Origin of the sequence: Actinoplanes sp. NPDC051851, from assembly GCF_040681165.1 — a bacterium.
Classification (GTDB): domain Bacteria; phylum Actinomycetota; class Actinomycetes; order Mycobacteriales; family Micromonosporaceae; genus Actinoplanes.
On sequence record NZ_JBFAYF010000017.1, the window covers coordinates 65,319 to 82,102 of the forward strand.

The window sequence follows — 16,784 nt, forward strand, 5'->3', positions numbered from 1 at the left end:
GTGCCGCGCCGTGTCCTCGGGCTGCTCAGCGGGCGGATCGCCGTCGGCGTCCTGATCGCGGTCGCGCTGCTGGCGATCCTCGGCCCGCTGCTCGCGCCGTACGACCCCCTCGAGGGTGGGAGCGACCTGCTCGCCGGGCCGTCCGGAGCGCACTGGCTCGGCACCGACTACCTGGGCCGGGACGTGCTCAGCCGGCTGCTCGACGGCTCCCGGGTCAGCGTGCTCGGCTCGGTGCAGGTCGCCCTGGTCGCGCTGGTGGCCGGGGTGGTCCCGGGCATCCTCAGCGTCTACCTCGGCGCGGTCTTCGAGTGGGTCACCCTGCGGCTCGCCGACACGCTGATCGCGCTGCCGTTCCTGGTCTTCGCGGTCGCGGTGACCGCGCTGCTCGGCAACGGGATCCCGCAGGCGATGTTCACCGTCGGCATCATGATCTCGCCGCTCTTCTACCGGGTCTCCCGGGCCGCCACCCTCGCGGTCGCCCGCTCCCCGTACGTCGAGGCGGCGATCATCGCCGGCGCCTCGGTCGGCTGGGTGGTCCGCCGGCACGTCTGGGTCAAGGTGCTCCCGCCGATCGCGGTGGCCCTCGCCAACACGGCCGGGGTCGGGTTCGTGGTGGTCTCCAGCCTCACCTTCCTCGGCATCGGGGTGCAGCCGCCGGCGCCGACCTGGGGCGGGGTGCTCGCCGCCGACCTGGGCTATCTCACCTTCCGGCCGTGGGCGCCGCTGGTGCCGACCTTCCTGATCATGGCGACGGCCTGGGCCTGCAACCTGCTCGCCGACGCGATCCGGGACGTGTCCGGCGCCGCGGGCCGGACCCTGCTGCTGGAGAAGGAGAGGCGTCGTGTCGCTGCTTGAATTATCAAATGTCCGTATAAGTCTGCATGGTGAGGAGCTCGTCCACGGAGTCTCCTTCGCGCTGGAGCCGGGCGGCGTCGTCGGGATCGTCGGGGAATCCGGCAGCGGCAAGACGCTGACCTGCCGGGCCGCGCTCGGCATCCTCCCCGAGGGGATCACCGTCACCGGCGGGAGCATCGAGCTCGACGGCCGCGACCTGGACGGGATCGGCGCGAAGGAGTGGACCGCGCTGCGCGGGACGACCATCAGCGCGGTCTTCCAGGACCCGGCCTCCTACCTCAACCCGTCGCTGACGATCGGGTCGCAGATCGCCGAGGTGGTCCGGGTCAAGCTCGGCCTGAAGCGCCGCGCCGCCAGGGAACGGGCGATCGAGCTGCTCGGCGCGGTCAGGCTCCGCGACCCGGCGGAGGTCTACCGGCAGTACCCGCACGAGCTCTCCGGCGGCATGCTGCAGCGCTCGCTGATCGCGGCGGCGATCGCGGCCGGGCCGAAGGTGCTGATCGCCGACGAGGCGACCACCGCGCTCGACGTGACCGTCCAGGCGGAGATCCTCGACCTGCTCCGCGACCTGCGGCGGGAGACCGGGCTGGCCCTGGTGGTGGTCTCGCACGACCTCGCCGTGGTCGCCCAGCTCTGCGAGGAGGTGCTGGTCATGCGGGCCGGCGAGGTGGTCGAGCAGGGGACGGTCGAGCAGGTGCTCCACCGGCCCCGGCACGAGTACACCCGGCTGCTGATCGAGGAGCACGAGGCGTACGGATGGGAGAAGTACCTTGTCTCTTCTTGAGGTCAGCGACCTGGACGTCCACTACCGGCGCCGCCGGGGCCGGTTGCACGCGCTCCGGAACGTCTCGCTCCGCCTGGATCCGGGCGAGACGATCGGCGTGATCGGCGAGACCGGCTCGGGGAAGTCGACCCTGGCCCGCGCGGTCCTCGGTCTCGTGCCCCCGAGCTCCGGCCGCATCGTGATCGACGGCGAGCAGGTCAGCTCCTACGGCAAGCGTCAGTGGCAGGCTTTCCGGCGGCGCGGGATCCTCCAGTACGTCTTCCAGGATCCGCTGCGGAGTCTCGACCCCGATCTGACCATCAGGGAGTCGCTGGCCGAGCCGTTGCGCATTCAGGGGCGTACTGGAGAAAATGTCCGGAAATATTTGGATAGAGTGCGTCTTTCCGAAGATCTGCTCGATCGACTGCCCGCTGAACTCTCCGGAGGCCAGCGGCAGCGGGTCGCCGTCGCCCGCGCCCTGGTCAGCGAGCCGAAGCTCATCCTCCTCGACGAGCCGGTCAGCGCCCTCGACGCCGCCAACCGGGTCAAGGTCCTGGAACTGCTCAAGGAGCTGCGGGACGCGGGCACCGCGCTCCTCTTCATCTCGCACGACCTCGGCTCGGTGGCCGGGATCGCCGACCGGATCGCCGTGCTCTACCAGGGCGAGCTGGTCGAGGACGGCCCCACCCGCCAGGTGATCACCGAGCCCCGGCACGCTTACACGAAGCTCCTGATCGACTCGGTCCCGACGCTGCGGAAGGCGGTCACGGCATGAGACTCGGCTTCCTCACCCACGTCCAGGGGCGCGACGACCTGGCCACCGCGTACCGGCAGGCGCAGGAGCTCTTCGTCGTCGCCACCGAGATCGCGCCCGCGCTCGGCGGGAAGCCCTCCACCCTCAAGGCGGCCTGACATGTCTGATCACTTTCCGCCCACCGGCGTGGCCACCCGCGGCACCGTCCTGATCGTTCCCGGACGCGGCGAGACCGCGCTGACCTACGCCCGCCTGGGCCGCCGCCTCGCCGTCGACGCCTACCGCGTCCGGGTCCTGCCGTCGTCGCCGGTCTCGCCCGAGGATCTCGACGCCGCCCTGACCGGCGCGGTCGCGGACCTGGGCGAGTTGCCCCACCCACTGATCCTGATCGGTGCCGACTCCGGGGCCGCCCTGATCGCGGCGCTGCTCGCGTCTGCGGACCCGTCGGCCGTCCGGTCTCCGGACGCGGTGGTGCTCGCCGGGCTGCCCACTCACGACCGTACCGGAAAAGGCTCCTGGGAATCTGAACTTGATCTTCGCACCCACTGTCCCGCGCATCGCGCGGTCCTCACCGGCGACGCGGCCTTCAGCCGGGGCACGCTCACCGAGGCGCTTCCGCTCCCCTTGCTTGATGTCGCGTACGGGTCGACCTCGGCGATCCCGCACCTGCTCCTCGCCGGCGTCGCGGACCCCCTGACCGACCACGACGCGCTGGCCGGCCTCGCGAAGACCCTCCCGACGGCGCGTCTGTCCCTGGTCCGCGACACCCACCACGACGTCCTGAACGACGCCACCCACCGCTCGGTCGCCGCCGAGATCATCACTTTCCTGGAGGCCGTCCGCGTCGGCGTCCCCCCGCGCCCGTTCGTCACCGTCACCGCCGGCACCTGGTAAAACGGGTCGCCCGGGAGCGCCGCGTCGGGCACGATGCCCACGATGGACACCCTCTGGCGGCGGCGCGATCTCACGACGGGTGCGGCCGCCCTGGGCACGATGGCCGGTGGCGCACTGATCACCTGGCTCGGCGCCCCGGCCCTGACCTTCGTCCTGGCCGGCTGGCTCACCCTGCTGGCCGTCGTCGCGACCGCGAGCCGGGCGGTGCGAGCGAGCGGGCATAGCGTCCCGGTGGTGCGCCCATGACGCGCCGGAAGGCCGTGGTGAACGCCGGCTCGGACGCGTACCCGAGGGAATGCGCGATCCGGGCGAGCGTCTCGGTGCCCTCGCGGAGCCGCTCCGCCGCGAGCGTCATCCGCCACCGGGTCAGATAGGCGATCGGCGTCTCGCCGGAGCGCTCCCGGAAGCGCTCCGCGAAGACGGTGCGTGACATGCCGCTGCGTGCGGCCAGCTCCCGCAGGGTCCAGGCGTGGCCGGGATCGGCGTGCATCGCGCCGATCGCCCCACTCAACTCCGGATCCGCCAGCGCCGCGAACCATCCCGTGTCGCCGGTTTCTCTGGGGGACCGCGCCGCGAGATACAGCCGCAGAGCCTGGACCAGCATCATGTGGGCGAGGTGCTGCGCCATCAGGTCCGCGCCGGGACGGCCGTCGCGGAGTTCGGCCATCATCATCTCGATCGACCGGCGGAGGCGGTCCCGGTCGTCGTCGGTCTCCACCAGGATCAGCGGGGGCAGGGTCCGCAGCAGCGCCGCGGCGTGCGGGCTGCCCATCTCGAACCGGCTCCCGACCAGGTACACGTCGCCGCCGCCGCGATAGGTGACGGCCTCGCCGCTCCGGTTCGGGTCGAGCACCTCGGAGGCGCGCACGGCAGGGACGCCCGGATCGCTGCCGATGACGGCGGTACGCCCGGTCGGCAGCACGAAACAGGCGCCCTCCGGCACCACCACCGGCGTCGCGTCCCCCTCCAGGGTCAGCCGGCACGATCCCCGGACCACCGCGTAGCACTTGATCCGCCCGGCCAGGTCGTCCAGCTCCAGCGCCCACGGCCGGCCCGCGTCGAAACCGGCCGTGATGTAGCTGCGCGGCTTCAGCAGCGACAGCACCTCGCTCAGCGGATCCATGGTTCTCCGGACGATAGCGAAAGAAAGGCGGATTCCGAATCATAGATCGTACGGGGATGGCGCTCTAGGTTCGGATCATGACAACGATCGGTTTCATCGGCAGCGGACGGATCGGCGGCGCGCTCGCGCGGCTGGCGGTCGGCGCCGGCCACGACGTCGTACTGAGCAACAGCCGCGGCCCGGAGACGCTGCGGGAGACGGCTGCCGGGTTGGGCCCCCGGGCTCGCGCGGCGACGGTGGGCGAGGCCGCGGCCGCCGGCGACATCGTGGTGGTCAGCATCCCGGTCCGGTTCCACGCGAGCGTCCCGGCCGAGCCGTTGCGCGGCAAGGTCGTCATCGACACGCTCAACTACGACCCGGCCCGCCAGGGCAGCGTCCCGGAGATCGAGGCGGCCGGCGTCCCGCCGTACCTCCTGCTCCAGACGCACCTCGCCGGGGCGCACGTGGTCAAGGCGTTCAGCACCGTCTTCTTCGCGCACCTGCCGCTGCTCGCCCGCCCGGCCTTCGCCCCGGACCGCAGCACGCTGCCCATCGCCGGCGACGACGCCACCGCCAAGAGGGCGGTCGCCGCCCTGATCGACTCACTCGGCTTCGACACCTACGACGCCGGTGCCCTCACGGAGAGCCGCCGTTTCGCGCCCGGCACGCCCGCACAGCTCGCCCACCTGGACCCCGACGGCATGTTCAGCGCCCCACCCCGCCCGGTCGGCCGTCCCGCCCTGACCACCCTCCTCGGTGTCTAGGCGCGCGACTCTTCTCGCGCGCTCGGTCATGGTTGGCTTCTGATCGTGAAGGAGGCGAACGATGACGGGCTATCACACCGGGTGGGCTGTTCCGGACGAGCACCGGGAGAGTGCCGAGTACGTCGAGGCCGGGACCCGGATCGCTCTCGGGCAGGCTGTCTACGACCGTCGGACAGCGTTGGGGATCAGCCAGGCCGAGCTCGCCACGCGGGCCGGCACGACGCAGACCGTGATCTCCCGGCTGGAGGGTGGCGCGGTCACGCCGACGCTTCCGCTGCTCCAGCGCTTGGCCGGTGCGCTGGAGGGTGAGCTGGACATCAGGATCACGGGTACGAACACGCGTGCGGAGTTCCCGCTCGCCTCGTAGCGGGTGGCCGGGGCGGACTCAGGCCGGGCGGCGCCAAGCGGTGAGGATCCGGTCGATGGTGGGGCGGATGCGGTCGCGGGCCTCGGGGCGGGGGACGCCGGACATCAGCAGGGTGTCGTAGTCGGTGTCCTCGTGGCGGATAGAAGCGATCACCGCGCGCGTCGCGGCGTCCGGGTCCAGGGCGCGGCCCGCCGCGCTCCGGCCGACGCGGCCGCTGCCGCGCAGGGCCGTGTGCAGGCTGATCTCCATGGCGCGGGATGCCGGGATGGCGGGGAAGAGATCGGCGATCAGGGTGGCGAGGTTCTCCTGGAAGACCACGTCGGCGGCCTCGCGGCGCTCGCGGTCGCGGTCGCGGCGGCGGGCGCGGGCCTCCTCGTCGGAGAGGCACTGCTGTTCGGCCTCGGCGAGGGCGGACTCCTCGACCAGCAGGCCCTGGCGTTCGTTGCGCTTGCGGGAGCGGTTGAAACGGACCACCACGGCGGAGAGGCGGCTGGCCTTCTTGGCGCGGCGGGTCAGCGCGGCGTCGCCGGCCGGGAGGAAGACCAGGTGGTCGAGGTCGGTGCAGGCGAGGCAGAGCGGCTCGCCCTCCTCCATCATCAGCATGTCGGCCTCGGTCTCGCCGCAACCGGCGCAGGTGAAGGAGCGGGCGGCGAGCAGCACGATCATGTCCGGCGGGGTGTTCTGCTTGGCGGTGAGGCGGTCCCGCTGGGCGTCGGTCAGGTCGGCGGGCATCCAGTGTGTCCGGTACGCCAGCTCCCGCTCGGGGCGTCCGTCGACGGTGAAGCGCAGCGGGTGACGGTCGCGGGTGGCCGCGGCGTACGACACCTCGGTGGACCGCATGCCGTTGCCGAGCGCCCAGCGCCGGAGGATGTCGAGCGCGCCGGCGAGGCGGTCGGGGTCGACCACCGCGGCGGGCTCCAGGTGCGGAGTCAGACCCCGCTCCCACGCGGTCACCGGGCCGGGCGGGAGCCAGCCGATGCCGACGAGCACGTCGATCGGGCTCACGTAGCGCCGCTGGGCCAGGGCGTTCTCGGCCGCGGTCACCACCCGTCGTTCCAGCTTGGAGGTGGGCTGCACGTTGCGGAGGTTACCGCGTACGCGAAAAGGAGGCGGAAGGGAGGCGGCCGTGACCGCCTCCCTGAGCGTCACTTGGCGACCACGTCCTTGACCCAGGCGATGAAGTTGGTGGTGGCCTCGCCGGTGCGCTCGGCCATGGTGTGGCCCTGGCCCCAGACGGTCTCGAAGTCGACGTCCTCGACGCCGTCGTAGACGCCGAGGGCGAGTGACAGGTTGACCTCGGTCGTGTTGGCGGTGTCGCCCTGCATGATGCCGGTGCGGATCCGCCAGTGCGGCGCGACCGTGCCGCTCTGGTAGCCCTCGTAGAAATCGGTCAGGTAGTACATCGGGTTGTACATGTTCACCCGGTACGTCATGTCCTTGCCGACCGTGTCGGTCTTGGCGAAGTCCGTCGTGTACTCGGACGACGCGTACGTGGTCTGCCAGCCGGAGATCGTCGCGAAGGCGGCCTCGTTCGCCTCGATCACCTGCTCGGCGACCGGGGAGAAGTGCAGTCCGGCGGTGCCGTCGCCGAAGACCACGTTCTCGGTCATGCTCCGGTCCGGCCCGTCGAACGCGCCGACCGCCTTGGACGCGTTCTTCTGGCTCTTCACGAAGCCGGCCAGCCCGGTGATCGTCGCGCTGTTCGAGGAGGCGTCGTACTTCACCCAGGTGGTGTCCTCGTTGAGGTGGGCGATGTACTCCTTGACCGTCTTGTAGGTCGTGGTGTCCTGCTGCGCCCCGCTGCCGGGGATGCCGCCACCACCGGCAGCCGCACCGGAGGGCATGCCCGCACCGCCGGGTGCGGCGCCCGAGGGCATCCCCGCGCCACCGGGTGCGGCGCCCGACGGCATGCCTGCCCCGCCGGGAGCGCCGCCGCCCCCGTTGCCCGCCATGAACGAGTTCGTCGGCGTGTACGGGAACGTGGTGTCCTTGAGGAAGTCGTTCAGCGACTTCTGGACCACCGAGACGATGTGGTCGTAGTACTTGCCGCCCAGGTAGACGCCGCTGCCGGTCTTGTCGAGCGACAGCGTCGCGCCGGACGAGTCCTTCAGGCCGAGCTTGTTCTGGTACGCCGCGAACGCCTTGGCCAGCTCGGTGGAGTAGCTCTTGGTCCAGGTCCCGTCCGCGCGGGTGTCGGTGGTGGCGAACTGCCCCATGTTCCACTCGTACGCCGCGTTCGCGTAGTCGAGGTTGGTGATCGGGCACCAGCACATGGCACCGGCGATCGCGTCGCTGATGTCCTTGCCGCTCGCGTCGGTCAGCGCCGCGCCGAGCGCCGTCAGGTACGGCGTGTACAGCTCGCTGTCGCCCGAGGCGCCCATGATCGCGCTCTGTGCCCCGCCGCCACTGTGACCGAAGGTGACCATCCGGTCCTTGCTGCCCGGGATCAGGTCGGCGTTGTACCGGATGTACCGCACGGCGGCCTTCAGGTCGGTGACACCCCAGGGCGCGTTGCCGACGTAGGCGTCGGTGTTGCTGTCCTTGCCGCGCATCCCGGCGTGCACGTAGACGAAGCCCGCCTTGAGGTACTCCGAGACGGTGTCGTAGCTGTACTCGGTCAGCGGGGCCTGCGCCGCGTAGCCGGGCGTGTTCAGCGGCAGCACGATCGGCGCGGTGGCCGCGGTGTAGTCACCGACGGTGCCCGAGGCGTCGACCGTGGCCGTGTACGTCCCGTCGCTGTTCTTCGTCGCCTTCAGGTACTTGCCCGGCACGAAGACCGCGAGCGACTCGTAGTCCGGCGCCTCCGGCTTGGTCACGTAGTACTTGCCGATCTGGTAGTACACGTCGTTGTCCGCGTCGTAGCTCCACGTGTCGCCGGTGAAGCTCAGCGTGTACGAGCCGGACGCCGCGGTGGAGGTGCTCGTCGACGAGTCGCCGTCCGAGTCGGTGCACGCCGCGAGTCCCAGAACGCTGATTGCGGAGGTGGCCGCCGCACCCTGGAGGAACGTTCGCCTGCGCAGTTCCATGATTGAATTCTTTCTCTCGCGCCGAAACTGTGCGGTGATTATGTGTTTCCTGTGGTCACCGGGCCGACGATGCGGTTCTTGGGCTTCTCCAGCGTGCCCATTCCGGGTGCCCTCTGTCGTCCGACGTCAGCAGCCATTGCGACTACTACTCCAGTAGTAGTGAACTGCCGGAAACGGCGCTGAAATGAGGGGAATGGGGACGTCGGAGCGCGGATACCACTACGGCAGTAGCCCGGCGAGGTCCAGCGCCGCGAGGTAGCCGAACGTCATCGCGGGGCCGAGGGTCGCGCCCGCCCCGGCATAGCCGCGCCCCATCACCGAGGCGCCGGTGTTCCCGGCCGCGTAGAGCCCGGGGATCGCCGCGCCGCCGGGGCGCAGGACCCGGGCGCGCTCGTCGGTGCGCAGCCCGCCCTTGGTGCCCAGATCGCCCGGGACCAGGGCGAACGCGTAGAACGGCGGCTTGTGCAGCGGGCCCAGGCACGGGTTCGGGCGCTGCCGGGGGTCGCCGTAGTAGCGGTCGTACGCGGAGTCACCGCGCCCGAAGTCCTCGTCACGGTCGGTGAAGCCGTTGAAGCGCTCGACCGTCGCCGTCAGTGCCTCGGGCGGCACCCCGATGCGCTCGGCCAGCCCGGCGAGGGTGCCCGCGCGGTGGGCCACCCCGGCGTCGAACCAGCGGCGGGGCAGCGGGGTGCGCGGTCCCCGGCCGGCGAAGAGGTACCTGTCACGGTAGGCCTGATCGGTCACCAGCCAGGCGGGCAGGTGCTTCACCCCGTCCACCCGGCCGAGCATCACGTGCACCGCGTCGACGTAGGGCGCGGCCTCGTTGGCGAACCGCCGCCCGGTGCCGTCCACGATCAGGCTGCCGGGCAGGTTCCGCTCGGCGAGGCAGAAGTACGCGCCGCCGGTGAGCGGGATCGACGGCCCCCACCAGGCCTCGTCCATCAGGTCCAGCGCCGCGCCGAGCTCCGCGCCGGCGCGGATGCCGTCCCCGGTGTTGCCGGTCGCGCCGACCGTCCACGCGCTGCCGACCTCCTGATGCTCGCGGCGCATCCGCTCGTTCCGTTCGAACCCGCCGCCGGCCAGCAGCACCCCGCGCCGCGCGGGTATCACCAGGTCGCCGCAGCGGATCCCGGTCACCCGATCGTTCTCGGTCAGCAGCCCGGTCATCGGGGTGCCGAGCCGTACCTCGACGCCGGCCGTGCGGAGTCCGGCGCGCAGCCCCGCGGCGAGCGCCTGGCCCATGGTGAGACGGCGCCGGCGGAGGCGGTCGGCGGCGAGCCGGGCGATGGTCAGCACCGAGCGTGGATGGCGCAGGCCGAGGGAGAGCCAGCGGTAGTCGGCCGCGGTCACGGCCATGCCGCTCGGCGCGGCACGGTAGGGCGCGGCGAGGGCCGCGAGGTCCGGTCCGGCCTTCCGGGCGTCCAGGGGGCGGGGTTCCCGGGTACGGCCGTCGGCCCGCCCGCCGGCGGCCTCCGGGTGATAGTCGGGATACCCGGGCACGCGGGCGAACTCCAGCGGGGTGTGGTCCTCGACGAAGGCGAGCATCGCGGGCCCGTGTTCCAGTAGGGCGTGGCGGCGTTCCGGGGCGACCTCCGCGCCTGATACGTGTTCCAGGTATTCGGCCGCCTCCGGCCCCGGCGCCCACACGCCGCCGCCGGAGCGCGCGGTCGAGCCGCCGTACACGTCGGCCTTCTCCACGACCAGGGAGGTGAGGCCGTGATGGGCCGCGGTGAGCGCCGCGGTCATCCCGGCGGCGCCGCTTCCGACGATGACGACATCGAACTCTTCCACTAGAACAGGTTATAGTACGGCCGTGGAGGAGCGGGTCGATGTCGTCGTGGTGGGCTTCGGCGCGGCCGGGGCCTGTGCGGCGATCGAGGCCGCCGAGGCGGGTGCCCGGGTGCTGGTGCTCGACCGGTTCGGTGGCGGGGGCGCGACCGCGATCTCCGGCGGCGTCGTCTACGCGGGCGGTGGCACGTCGGTGCAGCTCGCGGCCGGGGCCACCGACACGCCCGAGGCGATGGCGGCGTACCTGCGCCACGAGACCGGGGACGCGGTCACCCCGGCGACACTGCGCCGGTTCTGCGCGGAGAGCCCCGCGATGATCGACTGGCTGGCCGCGCGGGGCGTCCCGTTCCACGCGAGCCTCTGCCCGGACAAGACGTCCTACCCCACGAACCGGCACTACCTGTACGTCTCCGGCAACGAACGCGCCTACCCCGATCCGGCCCCGCGCGGCCACCGGACCCATGCGCCCGGCACCTCCGGCCGGCTCCTCTTCGCCCGCCTGGAGTCGGCCGCCCGGGCCGCCGGTGCCCGGGTGCTGACCCGGGCCCGGGTCCATCGGCTGATCGTCGGCGCCGACGGCGTGGTCGCGGGGGTCGAGGGGCGGTGGCTGCGGGGGTGGCCCGCGGTCGTGCACCGGCTGCTGCACCGGTTCTCGGTCAAGCCCGGGCTCTACCTGCCCCGGCTCGGTCGCGCGCTGCACCGGCCGGTCGCCTTGCTGGAGGCGCGATACGGGCGGCCGTTCCGGGTCGAGGCCGGGGCGGTGATCCTCGCGACCGGCGGGTTCGTCTTCGACCGCGCCATGATGCGCGAGCACGCCCCCGGCCACCGCGGCGTGCTGCGGCTCGGCACGCCCGGCGACGACGGCTCCGGCATCCGGCTCGGCGTCGCGGCGGGCGGTGCCACCCGGCTGATGGACCGGGTCAGCCTGTGGCGCTTCCTCACCCCGCCGTCCGCGCTGGCCGAGGGTGTCCTGGTGGACCGGGACGGCCGGCGGTTCTGCGACGAGTCCCGGTACGGCGCCGCGATCGGCGAGGCCCTGCACCGGCGGCCCGGCGGGCGGGCCTGGCTGCTGATCGACGCCGACGTCCGCGCCGAGGCCCGCCGGCGGCTCCGGGAGCAGACCCTCTGGTTCCAGCGCCCGCAGGCCTGGTGGTGGCTCGGCCCCGGCCGGATCAGCGCGCCGACCGTCGAGGAGGTGGCCGGTAAGGCGGGCATCACGCCGCCCACCGAGCGCAAAGGACTGTCCCGTCCGCCCTGGTCGCTGATCCCGGTCTCCACCCGGGGCGCTCCGATGCTGACCCTCGGCGGCCTGCGCGCCGACGAGTCCACCGGCCAGGTCCTGCGCGCCGACGGGAGCGGGATCCCCGGCCTCTACGCCGCCGGCCGGACGGCCGCCGGCATCTGTTCCCGGTCCTACGTGAGCGGCCTCTCGCTGGCCGATTGCGTCTTCTCCGGCCGTCGCGCGGGTCGGGCGGTCCTGGCTGACAAGGGAGAACCGAGTGCTCACCGAGACTGACCTCGCCGCCCTCGCTGACCGTCTGCGAACAGCCGAACGCGACCGGGCGCCGGTCCCGCCGCTCACCCGGGAGCACCCCGGGCTCACCGCCGCCGACGCCTACAGGATCCAGCTGTACAACATCCGGCGGCGGACGGCCCCGGTGGTCGGGCACAAGGTCGGGCTCTCCTCCGCGGCCATGCAGCAGATGATGGGGGTCGACGAGCCGGACTACGGGCACCTCCTGGAGGACATGCGGCTCGGCGAGGACGCACCCGTCGACGCCGGGCGGTACTGCTATCCGCGGGTCGAGATCGAGGTCGCGTTCCTGCTCGGGGCCGATCTGCCCGGCGAGCACTGCACCGAGAGTGACGTCCGGTACGCCACCGCGGCGCTCGCCCCGTCGATCGAGCTGATCGACAGCCGCATCGAGGACTGGCGGATCAGCCTCGCCGACACCATCGCCGACAACGCCTCCTCCGCGGGCTTCGTGGTCGGGGCTTCGCGCGTACACCCGGAAGAAGTCGATCTCAAAGGGGTCGAGGCGTCGCTGTATCGCGGCACGGAGGTGGTGGCGCGGGGGCGGTCGGACGCGGTGCTCGGCAACCCGGTGACGGCGGTCGCGTGGCTGGCCAGGACCGTCGCCGGGTTCGGGGTACGGCTCAGGGCGGGCCACCTGATCATGCCGGGAGCGTGCGCGCGGGCCGTCGACGTGCACCCCGGCGACGAGTTCCGCGCGGTCTTCACCGGCCTGGGCGAGGTGCGGCTCGCGTTCACGAAGGGGGAATCGGCATGAGGACCGCGGCGATCGTCGGCTCCGGGAACATCGGCACCGATCTGATGTACAAACTGCTCCGCTCTCCGGTGATCGAGCCGCGCTGGATGGCCGGGATCGATCAGGACAGCCCCGGGTTGCGGCGGGCCGCCGAACGAGGGCTCGCGACCAGCGCGAAGGGTGCCGACTGGCTGCTGGCCCAGGATCCGCTGCCCGATCTGGTCTTCGAGGCGACCTCGGCGGCCGTGCACCGGGCGAACGCGCCGCGTTACGCGGAGGCCGGGATCCGGGTGATCGACCTGACCCCGGCGGCCGTCGGGCCCGCGGTCGTCCCCTCGGTCAACCTCGGCGCGCACCGGGACGCGCCGAACCTGAACCTGATCACCTGCGGGGGACAGGCCACCATCCCGATGGTGCACGCGGTCTCCCGGGTGACGCCGGTGAGCTACGCGGAGATCGTGGCGACCGTGGCCTCGGTCTCGGCCGGGCCCGGTACCAGGGCGAACATCGACGAGTTCACGCGTACGACGGCGCGTGGCCTGGAGTCGATCGGCGCCGCGGCCCGGGGCAAGGCGATCGTGATCCTGAATCCGGCCGACCCACCGCTGATCATGCGGGACACGGTGTTCTGCGCGGTCGGTCCCGACGTCGACGAGAGCGGGGTGACCGCGTCGATCGTCGAGATGGTCGCGTCCGTCGCCCGCTACGTCCCGGGATATCGCCTCATCGACGAGCCGCAGTTCGACCCCGGGCGGGTGGCGATCTTCCTGGAGGTCGAGGGCGGTGGGGACTTCCTGCCGCCCTACGCCGGAAACCTGGACATCATGACGGCCGCCGCCGTGCGAGTGGGGGAAGAGCAATGATCGACCTGCGGATCACCGACTCCTCGCTGCGGGACGGCTCGCACGCCAAGCGGCACCGGTTCACCGTCGCCGAGGTGGCCGAGATCGTCGCGGCGCTGGACGCCGCCGGCATACCGGTCATCGAGGTCACCCACGGCGACGGCCTCGGTGGGTCCTCGTTCACCTACGGCCTCTCCCGTACGCCCGAACAGGAACTGATCAGAACCGCCGTCGCCACCGCGACCCGCGCCAAGATCGCGTTCCTCATGCTGCCCGGCGTCGGCGTCGTCGACGACATCCGGGCGGCCGCCGGCAACGGGGCGGCGGTGTGCCGGATCGCCACCCATTGCACCGAGGCCGACATCGCCGTCCAGCACTTCGGCATCGCCCGTGACCTGGGGCTGGAGACGGTCGGCTTCCTGATGATGGCCCACTCGCAGCCCGCCGCCGTCCTGGCGCGCCAGGCCAGGATCATGGCCGACGCCGGGTGCCAGTGCGTCTACGTCGTCGACTCGGCGGGGGCGATGATCCTCGACGACGTCACGTCGAAAACGCAGGCGCTGGTGGCCGAACTCGGACAGGACGCGCAGGTCGGCTTCCACGGGCACGAGAACCTCGGCCTCGGCGTGGCGAACTCGGTCCTCGCCTACCGCGCGGGCGCCCGGCAGATCGACGGCAGCACCCGGCGGTTCGGCGCGGGCGCGGGGAACACGCCGGTCGAGGCGTTCGTCGGCGTCTGCGACAAGCTCGGCATCCGCACCGGCGTGGACTTCTTCGCGATCGTCGACGCGGCCGAGGAGGTGGTCCGCCCGGTCATGCCCGACGAGTGCCGGCTGGACCGGATGGCGCTGATCATGGGGTATGCCGGGGTGTACTCCAGCTTCCTCACCCACGCGTGGCGCCTCGCCGAGCGCTACGGCGTCTCCGGCGCGGAGATCCTGGTCCGCGCGGGCGAGCGGCGGCTGGTCGGCGGCCAGGAGGACCAGCTGATCACCATCGCCCGCGAGCTCAGTAATAGGTGACCTTGACCTGCGGCGTGCGGGCGACGGCCTGGCAGGCGAGGATGTAGCCCTCGGCGAAGTCCTCGTCCTCCAGCACCTCGTTGTTCACCAGGTCGACCTCGCCGCTGATCAGCCGGCACGCGCACGCACCGCACTGCCCCTGCCGGCAGGAATAGGGCGGATTCAGCCCCGCGTCGACGATCACGTCCAGGAGCCGTCGGCCGCTCGCCCAGGGCAGGGTGTGCGTCCGCCCGTCGATCTCCACCTCGGCGACGCTGTCCATCCCGCCCGCACCATCCGGCATCTCGGAGATGTCGTAGTGCTCCACCCGGACGCGGACGACGCCGGCCAGCTGCAACGCCTTCTCCGCGACCGCGACGAAGGCTTCCGGGCCACAGACGAGAGCCTCACGACGGGTGTACGCCGTGAGCCGCGCCGCCAGAGCGTCCGCGCCGGGGACTCCCCGCTCGCTGTCCAGCCAATGCTCCACCGCGAGCCGGCCGTGACCCGCCATCTCGCTCAACGTCCGGCCGAAGATCACCGAGTCCGCGTCGCGATTGGCGTACACGAGAAGGATCCTCCGGTTCTGCTCGGCCTTGATGATGCCCATGATCGGGGTGATGCCGCTGCCCCCGGCGAGCATCAGCAGATCACCGTCGGACGGTGACGGGGTGAAGGTGCCCGCCGGGCCGGCCATCTCCAGGGCATCACCCGCGCGGACGTGGTCGCAGAGCCAGTTCGAGACCGCGCCGCCGCGCACCCGCTTCACCGTGATCACCGGGGCCGGGTCGATGCCGGGCGCGCTGGAGAGCGAGTAGCACCGCACCCCGGCCGGCGTCCGTACCGTCAGGTACTGCCCGGGCCGGTAGGCGAACGGCTCACCGAGCACGAACGAGCGCGCGTCCGCCGTCTCCGTGATCACGTCGAGGATCGGGACCGGACGGAACGCCGGCATCAACTCACCTCCAGGCGGCCCTCGCGGACCGCGCGCTCGATGGAGTCCCGGAGCTCGGGGCAGGTCGGCACCAGCGCCGCCGGGCGTTCCCCGGCCTCCGCGGTCAGTCGTTCGCAGCCCCGGGCCGGCCACTGCACGCTGGTCTGCATCGGGCTGCGCTTGCCGGCCCGGACCTCCCGGTCGCAGCCGCGGCAGCGTACCGGGGAGAGGGGTTCGGAGAGGTCGGTCATGAAGCCGCCCGTGCCTGGTTGGCGGCGACCTCGGCCTCCCACGTCGCCACCGCCCGGGTGGTGTCGACCTCGAACTCGTACCGGGCGGTCATCTCGCCGGTCACCTCCTCGGTGTCCACGTAGAACTGCTCGTACCACCGGCGGAGCTGGTAGACCGGGCCGTCCTCGGCGCAGAGCAGCGGGTTGTCGATGCGGCTCTTGTGCTTCCAGATCTCCACGTCCTGCAGGAAGCCGACCCCGATGCTCTTGGCGAACTTCCCGGCAGCCTTCGCCGCCTGCTCGCTGGTGAGCCCCGGCAGCCGCTTGACGATCACGCCCCACTGCAGCACGAACGAGTCCGGGGTGACCGGATAGTGGCAGTTGATCAGCACCGACTCGACGGTGATGCCGTGCCAGTCGTGGTGCAGGTAGTCGATCATGTAGGACGGTCCGTAGTACGCCGCCTCGGAGCGCAGCAGCGCGTCCCCGGACTGGCTCGCCGTGATCGGCACGTCCGGCCGCGGGCGGGTGTGCAGGAACTGCGACGCCACGTGGCCCTCGAGGACGTTCTTGAAGAACGTCGGGAAGGCGAAGTGGATGTAGAAGAAGTGCGCCATGTCGACCACGTTGTCGATGACCTCGCGGCAGTTCGCCCCGTCGATCCGGACCGAGTCCCAGGTCCACGCGCTCCACTCGTCGGAGAACGCTCCGTCGATGCGGGGGATCGCCACCTCGGGCGGCGGGGTCCGGCCCTGCGGGTCGTGCCAGACGAAGAGCTGGCGGTTCTCCTCGCAGGTCAGCCAGGAGCGGGTGCGGGCGCGCAGCGGGACGCGATGGGCGTACGGCACCGAGGCGCAGCGCCCGTCGCCGCGCCAGCGCCAGTCGTGGAACGGGCAGGCCACCGTGTCGCCCTTGATCGTGCCCATGGTCAGGTCGCCGCCCATGTGCCGGCAGTACCCGTCGAGCACGTGCAGCGCCCCCGCGGAGTCCGCGAAGACCACCAGTTTCGTGCCGAACGCCTCGATCGCGTGCGGCCGCCCGTCCCGGAACGCGTCGGCGAGTCCCAGGCAGTGCCAGCCCCGGGCGAACCGTGCCGGGGGTGTGCCGGTGTCGATGGTGCGAGGTTGCTCCGTCATGAGCTTCTCCTGAACTAGAACGTGTTCTAGCATAGGGGCGGTTATTCCATCTCGCTAG

At 71.9% G+C, this 16,784-nt stretch carries 19 protein-coding genes; 12 read left to right on the forward strand and 7 right to left on the reverse strand.

Annotated elements, in window-relative coordinates:
- The 6 genes from AB0M08_RS18475 to AB0M08_RS18500 are packed head-to-tail and all read left to right on the forward strand — an operon-like array spanning window position 1 to window position 3,512.
- Complete coding sequence (locus tag AB0M08_RS18475) at window positions 1-855, forward strand: ABC transporter permease (protein WP_364494257.1); 855 nt, start codon at window positions 1-3, stop codon at window positions 853-855.
- Entirely contained in the window at window positions 842-1,639 is a 798-nt protein-coding gene (locus AB0M08_RS18480) for an ABC transporter ATP-binding protein (protein WP_364494260.1), read from the forward strand. Before AB0M08_RS18475 ends, AB0M08_RS18480 begins: the two co-directional genes overlap by 14 nt.
- Window positions 1,626-2,393, forward strand: a complete 768-nt coding sequence (locus tag AB0M08_RS18485; RefSeq protein WP_364494263.1) for an ABC transporter ATP-binding protein — start codon at window positions 1,626-1,628, stop codon at window positions 2,391-2,393. Before AB0M08_RS18480 ends, AB0M08_RS18485 begins: the two co-directional genes overlap by 14 nt.
- Window positions 2,390-2,530, forward strand: coding sequence for a hypothetical protein (locus AB0M08_RS18490; protein WP_364494266.1), 141 nt, complete (start codon window positions 2,390-2,392; stop codon window positions 2,528-2,530). Before AB0M08_RS18485 ends, AB0M08_RS18490 begins: the two co-directional genes overlap by 4 nt.
- Window position 2,531: 1 nt before the next feature.
- On the forward strand, window positions 2,532-3,266 hold the full coding sequence (locus tag AB0M08_RS18495) for an alpha/beta hydrolase (protein ID WP_364494269.1): 735 nt from the start codon (window positions 2,532-2,534) through the stop codon (window positions 3,264-3,266).
- Between the two features lie 42 nt (window positions 3,267-3,308).
- The gene (locus AB0M08_RS18500; RefSeq protein WP_364494272.1) at window positions 3,309-3,512 is read left to right on the forward strand and encodes a hypothetical protein; all 204 of its coding nucleotides are present in this window, start codon (window positions 3,309-3,311) and stop codon (window positions 3,510-3,512) included.
- Here the strand turns inward: AB0M08_RS18500 and AB0M08_RS18505 are convergent.
- Window positions 3,433-4,389, reverse strand: coding sequence for an AraC family transcriptional regulator (locus tag AB0M08_RS18505; RefSeq protein WP_364494275.1), 957 nt, complete (start codon window positions 4,387-4,389; stop codon window positions 3,433-3,435). The two genes, AB0M08_RS18500 and AB0M08_RS18505, sit on opposite strands and share 80 nt — an antisense overlap.
- 77 nt (window positions 4,390-4,466) lie before the next feature.
- On the opposite strand from AB0M08_RS18505, the gene AB0M08_RS18510 reads away from it, so the two are divergent.
- Together AB0M08_RS18510 and AB0M08_RS18515 are read left to right on the forward strand one after the other, a co-directional pair.
- A complete protein-coding gene (locus AB0M08_RS18510; RefSeq protein WP_364494278.1) occupies window positions 4,467-5,132 on the forward strand; it encodes an NADPH-dependent F420 reductase in 666 nt (221 codons plus the stop codon).
- A 61-nt stretch (window positions 5,133-5,193) separates the two neighbouring features.
- Window positions 5,194-5,499 (forward strand): helix-turn-helix domain-containing protein, encoded by a 306-nt coding sequence (locus AB0M08_RS18515; RefSeq protein ID WP_364494281.1) that lies wholly within the window; start codon window positions 5,194-5,196, stop codon window positions 5,497-5,499.
- An 18-nt stretch (window positions 5,500-5,517) separates the two neighbouring features.
- Here the strand turns inward: AB0M08_RS18515 and AB0M08_RS18520 are convergent, their stop codons facing one another.
- The 3 genes from AB0M08_RS18520 to AB0M08_RS18530 all read right to left on the reverse strand — a co-directional run bounded on the left by AB0M08_RS18520 (window position 5,518) and on the right by AB0M08_RS18530 (window position 10,316).
- Window positions 5,518-6,576: a DUF2293 domain-containing protein gene (locus AB0M08_RS18520; RefSeq protein ID WP_364494284.1), complete on the reverse strand. Its 1,059-nt coding sequence runs from the start codon at window positions 6,574-6,576 to the stop codon at window positions 5,518-5,520.
- 68 nt (window positions 6,577-6,644) lie between these two features.
- Window positions 6,645-8,525, reverse strand: a complete 1,881-nt coding sequence (locus tag AB0M08_RS18525) for a subtype A tannase (RefSeq protein ID WP_364494287.1) — start codon at window positions 8,523-8,525, stop codon at window positions 6,645-6,647.
- Window positions 8,526-8,744: 219 nt separating this feature from the next.
- Window positions 8,745-10,316 carry an FAD-dependent oxidoreductase gene (locus tag AB0M08_RS18530; protein ID WP_364494290.1) on the reverse strand — a complete coding sequence of 524 codons (1,572 nt, stop codon included), beginning with the start codon at window positions 10,314-10,316 and terminating at the stop codon, window positions 8,745-8,747.
- A 22-nt stretch (window positions 10,317-10,338) separates the two neighbouring features.
- On the opposite strand from AB0M08_RS18530, the gene AB0M08_RS18535 reads away from it, so the two are divergent.
- Genes AB0M08_RS18535 through dmpG form a run of 4 tightly spaced genes read left to right on the forward strand, consistent with a single transcriptional unit; the run spans window position 10,339 to window position 14,447 of the window.
- The gene (locus AB0M08_RS18535) at window positions 10,339-11,829 is read left to right on the forward strand and encodes an FAD-binding protein (RefSeq protein ID WP_364494293.1); all 1,491 of its coding nucleotides are present in this window, start codon (window positions 10,339-10,341) and stop codon (window positions 11,827-11,829) included.
- The gene (locus AB0M08_RS18540) at window positions 11,813-12,604 is read left to right on the forward strand and encodes a 2-keto-4-pentenoate hydratase (protein WP_364494296.1); all 792 of its coding nucleotides are present in this window, start codon (window positions 11,813-11,815) and stop codon (window positions 12,602-12,604) included. Before AB0M08_RS18535 ends, AB0M08_RS18540 begins: the two co-directional genes overlap by 17 nt.
- Window positions 12,601-13,446 (forward strand): acetaldehyde dehydrogenase (acetylating), encoded by an 846-nt coding sequence (locus AB0M08_RS18545; protein WP_364494299.1) that lies wholly within the window; start codon window positions 12,601-12,603, stop codon window positions 13,444-13,446. The genes AB0M08_RS18540 and AB0M08_RS18545 overlap by 4 nt, the downstream gene beginning before the upstream one ends.
- The gene (gene dmpG, locus AB0M08_RS18550) at window positions 13,443-14,447 is read left to right on the forward strand and encodes a 4-hydroxy-2-oxovalerate aldolase (RefSeq protein ID WP_364494301.1); all 1,005 of its coding nucleotides are present in this window, start codon (window positions 13,443-13,445) and stop codon (window positions 14,445-14,447) included. Before AB0M08_RS18545 ends, dmpG begins: the two co-directional genes overlap by 4 nt.
- Here dmpG and AB0M08_RS18555 read toward each other — a convergent pair.
- Genes AB0M08_RS18555 through AB0M08_RS18565 form a run of 3 tightly spaced genes read right to left on the reverse strand, consistent with a single transcriptional unit; the run spans window position 14,434 to window position 16,726 of the window.
- Window positions 14,434-15,381 carry a ferredoxin--NADP reductase gene (locus AB0M08_RS18555; protein ID WP_364494303.1) on the reverse strand — a complete coding sequence of 316 codons (948 nt, stop codon included), beginning with the start codon at window positions 15,379-15,381 and terminating at the stop codon, window positions 14,434-14,436. The genes dmpG and AB0M08_RS18555 overlap by 14 nt on opposite strands.
- On the reverse strand, window positions 15,381-15,611 hold the full coding sequence (locus AB0M08_RS18560) for a hypothetical protein (protein WP_364494306.1): 231 nt from the start codon (window positions 15,609-15,611) through the stop codon (window positions 15,381-15,383). Before AB0M08_RS18560 ends, AB0M08_RS18555 begins: the two co-directional genes overlap by 1 nt.
- Window positions 15,608-16,726 (reverse strand): Rieske 2Fe-2S domain-containing protein, encoded by a 1,119-nt coding sequence (locus tag AB0M08_RS18565; RefSeq protein WP_364494309.1) that lies wholly within the window; start codon window positions 16,724-16,726, stop codon window positions 15,608-15,610. The genes AB0M08_RS18560 and AB0M08_RS18565 overlap by 4 nt, the downstream gene beginning before the upstream one ends.
- Window positions 16,727-16,784 lie beyond the last annotated feature (58 nt).

What these genes read in the sequence shown, in the direction of transcription:
- dmpG (WP_364494301.1), top strand. Translation starts at nt 13,443, where the DNA reads ATGATCGACCTGCGGATCACCGACTCCTCGCTGCGGGACGGCTCGCAC.
- AB0M08_RS18515 (WP_364494281.1), top strand. Translation starts at nt 5,194, where the DNA reads ATGACGGGCTATCACACCGGGTGGGCTGTTCCGGACGAGCACCGGGAG.
- AB0M08_RS18560 (WP_364494306.1), bottom strand. Translation starts at nt 15,611, where the DNA reads ATGACCGACCTCTCCGAACCCCTCTCCCCGGTACGCTGCCGCGGCTGC.
- AB0M08_RS18555 (WP_364494303.1), bottom strand. Translation starts at nt 15,381, where the DNA reads ATGCCGGCGTTCCGTCCGGTCCCGATCCTCGACGTGATCACGGAGACG.
- AB0M08_RS18545 (WP_364494299.1), top strand. Translation starts at nt 12,601, where the DNA reads ATGAGGACCGCGGCGATCGTCGGCTCCGGGAACATCGGCACCGATCTG.
- AB0M08_RS18505 (WP_364494275.1), bottom strand. Translation starts at nt 4,389, where the DNA reads ATGGATCCGCTGAGCGAGGTGCTGTCGCTGCTGAAGCCGCGCAGCTAC.
- AB0M08_RS18500 (WP_364494272.1), top strand. Translation starts at nt 3,309, where the DNA reads ATGGACACCCTCTGGCGGCGGCGCGATCTCACGACGGGTGCGGCCGCC.
- AB0M08_RS18490 (WP_364494266.1), top strand. Translation starts at nt 2,390, where the DNA reads ATGAGACTCGGCTTCCTCACCCACGTCCAGGGGCGCGACGACCTGGCC.
- AB0M08_RS18565 (WP_364494309.1), bottom strand. Translation starts at nt 16,726, where the DNA reads ATGACGGAGCAACCTCGCACCATCGACACCGGCACACCCCCGGCACGG.
- AB0M08_RS18510 (WP_364494278.1), top strand. Translation starts at nt 4,467, where the DNA reads ATGACAACGATCGGTTTCATCGGCAGCGGACGGATCGGCGGCGCGCTC.
- AB0M08_RS18495 (WP_364494269.1), top strand. Translation starts at nt 2,532, where the DNA reads ATGTCTGATCACTTTCCGCCCACCGGCGTGGCCACCCGCGGCACCGTC.
- AB0M08_RS18525 (WP_364494287.1), bottom strand. Translation starts at nt 8,525, where the DNA reads ATGGAACTGCGCAGGCGAACGTTCCTCCAGGGTGCGGCGGCCACCTCC.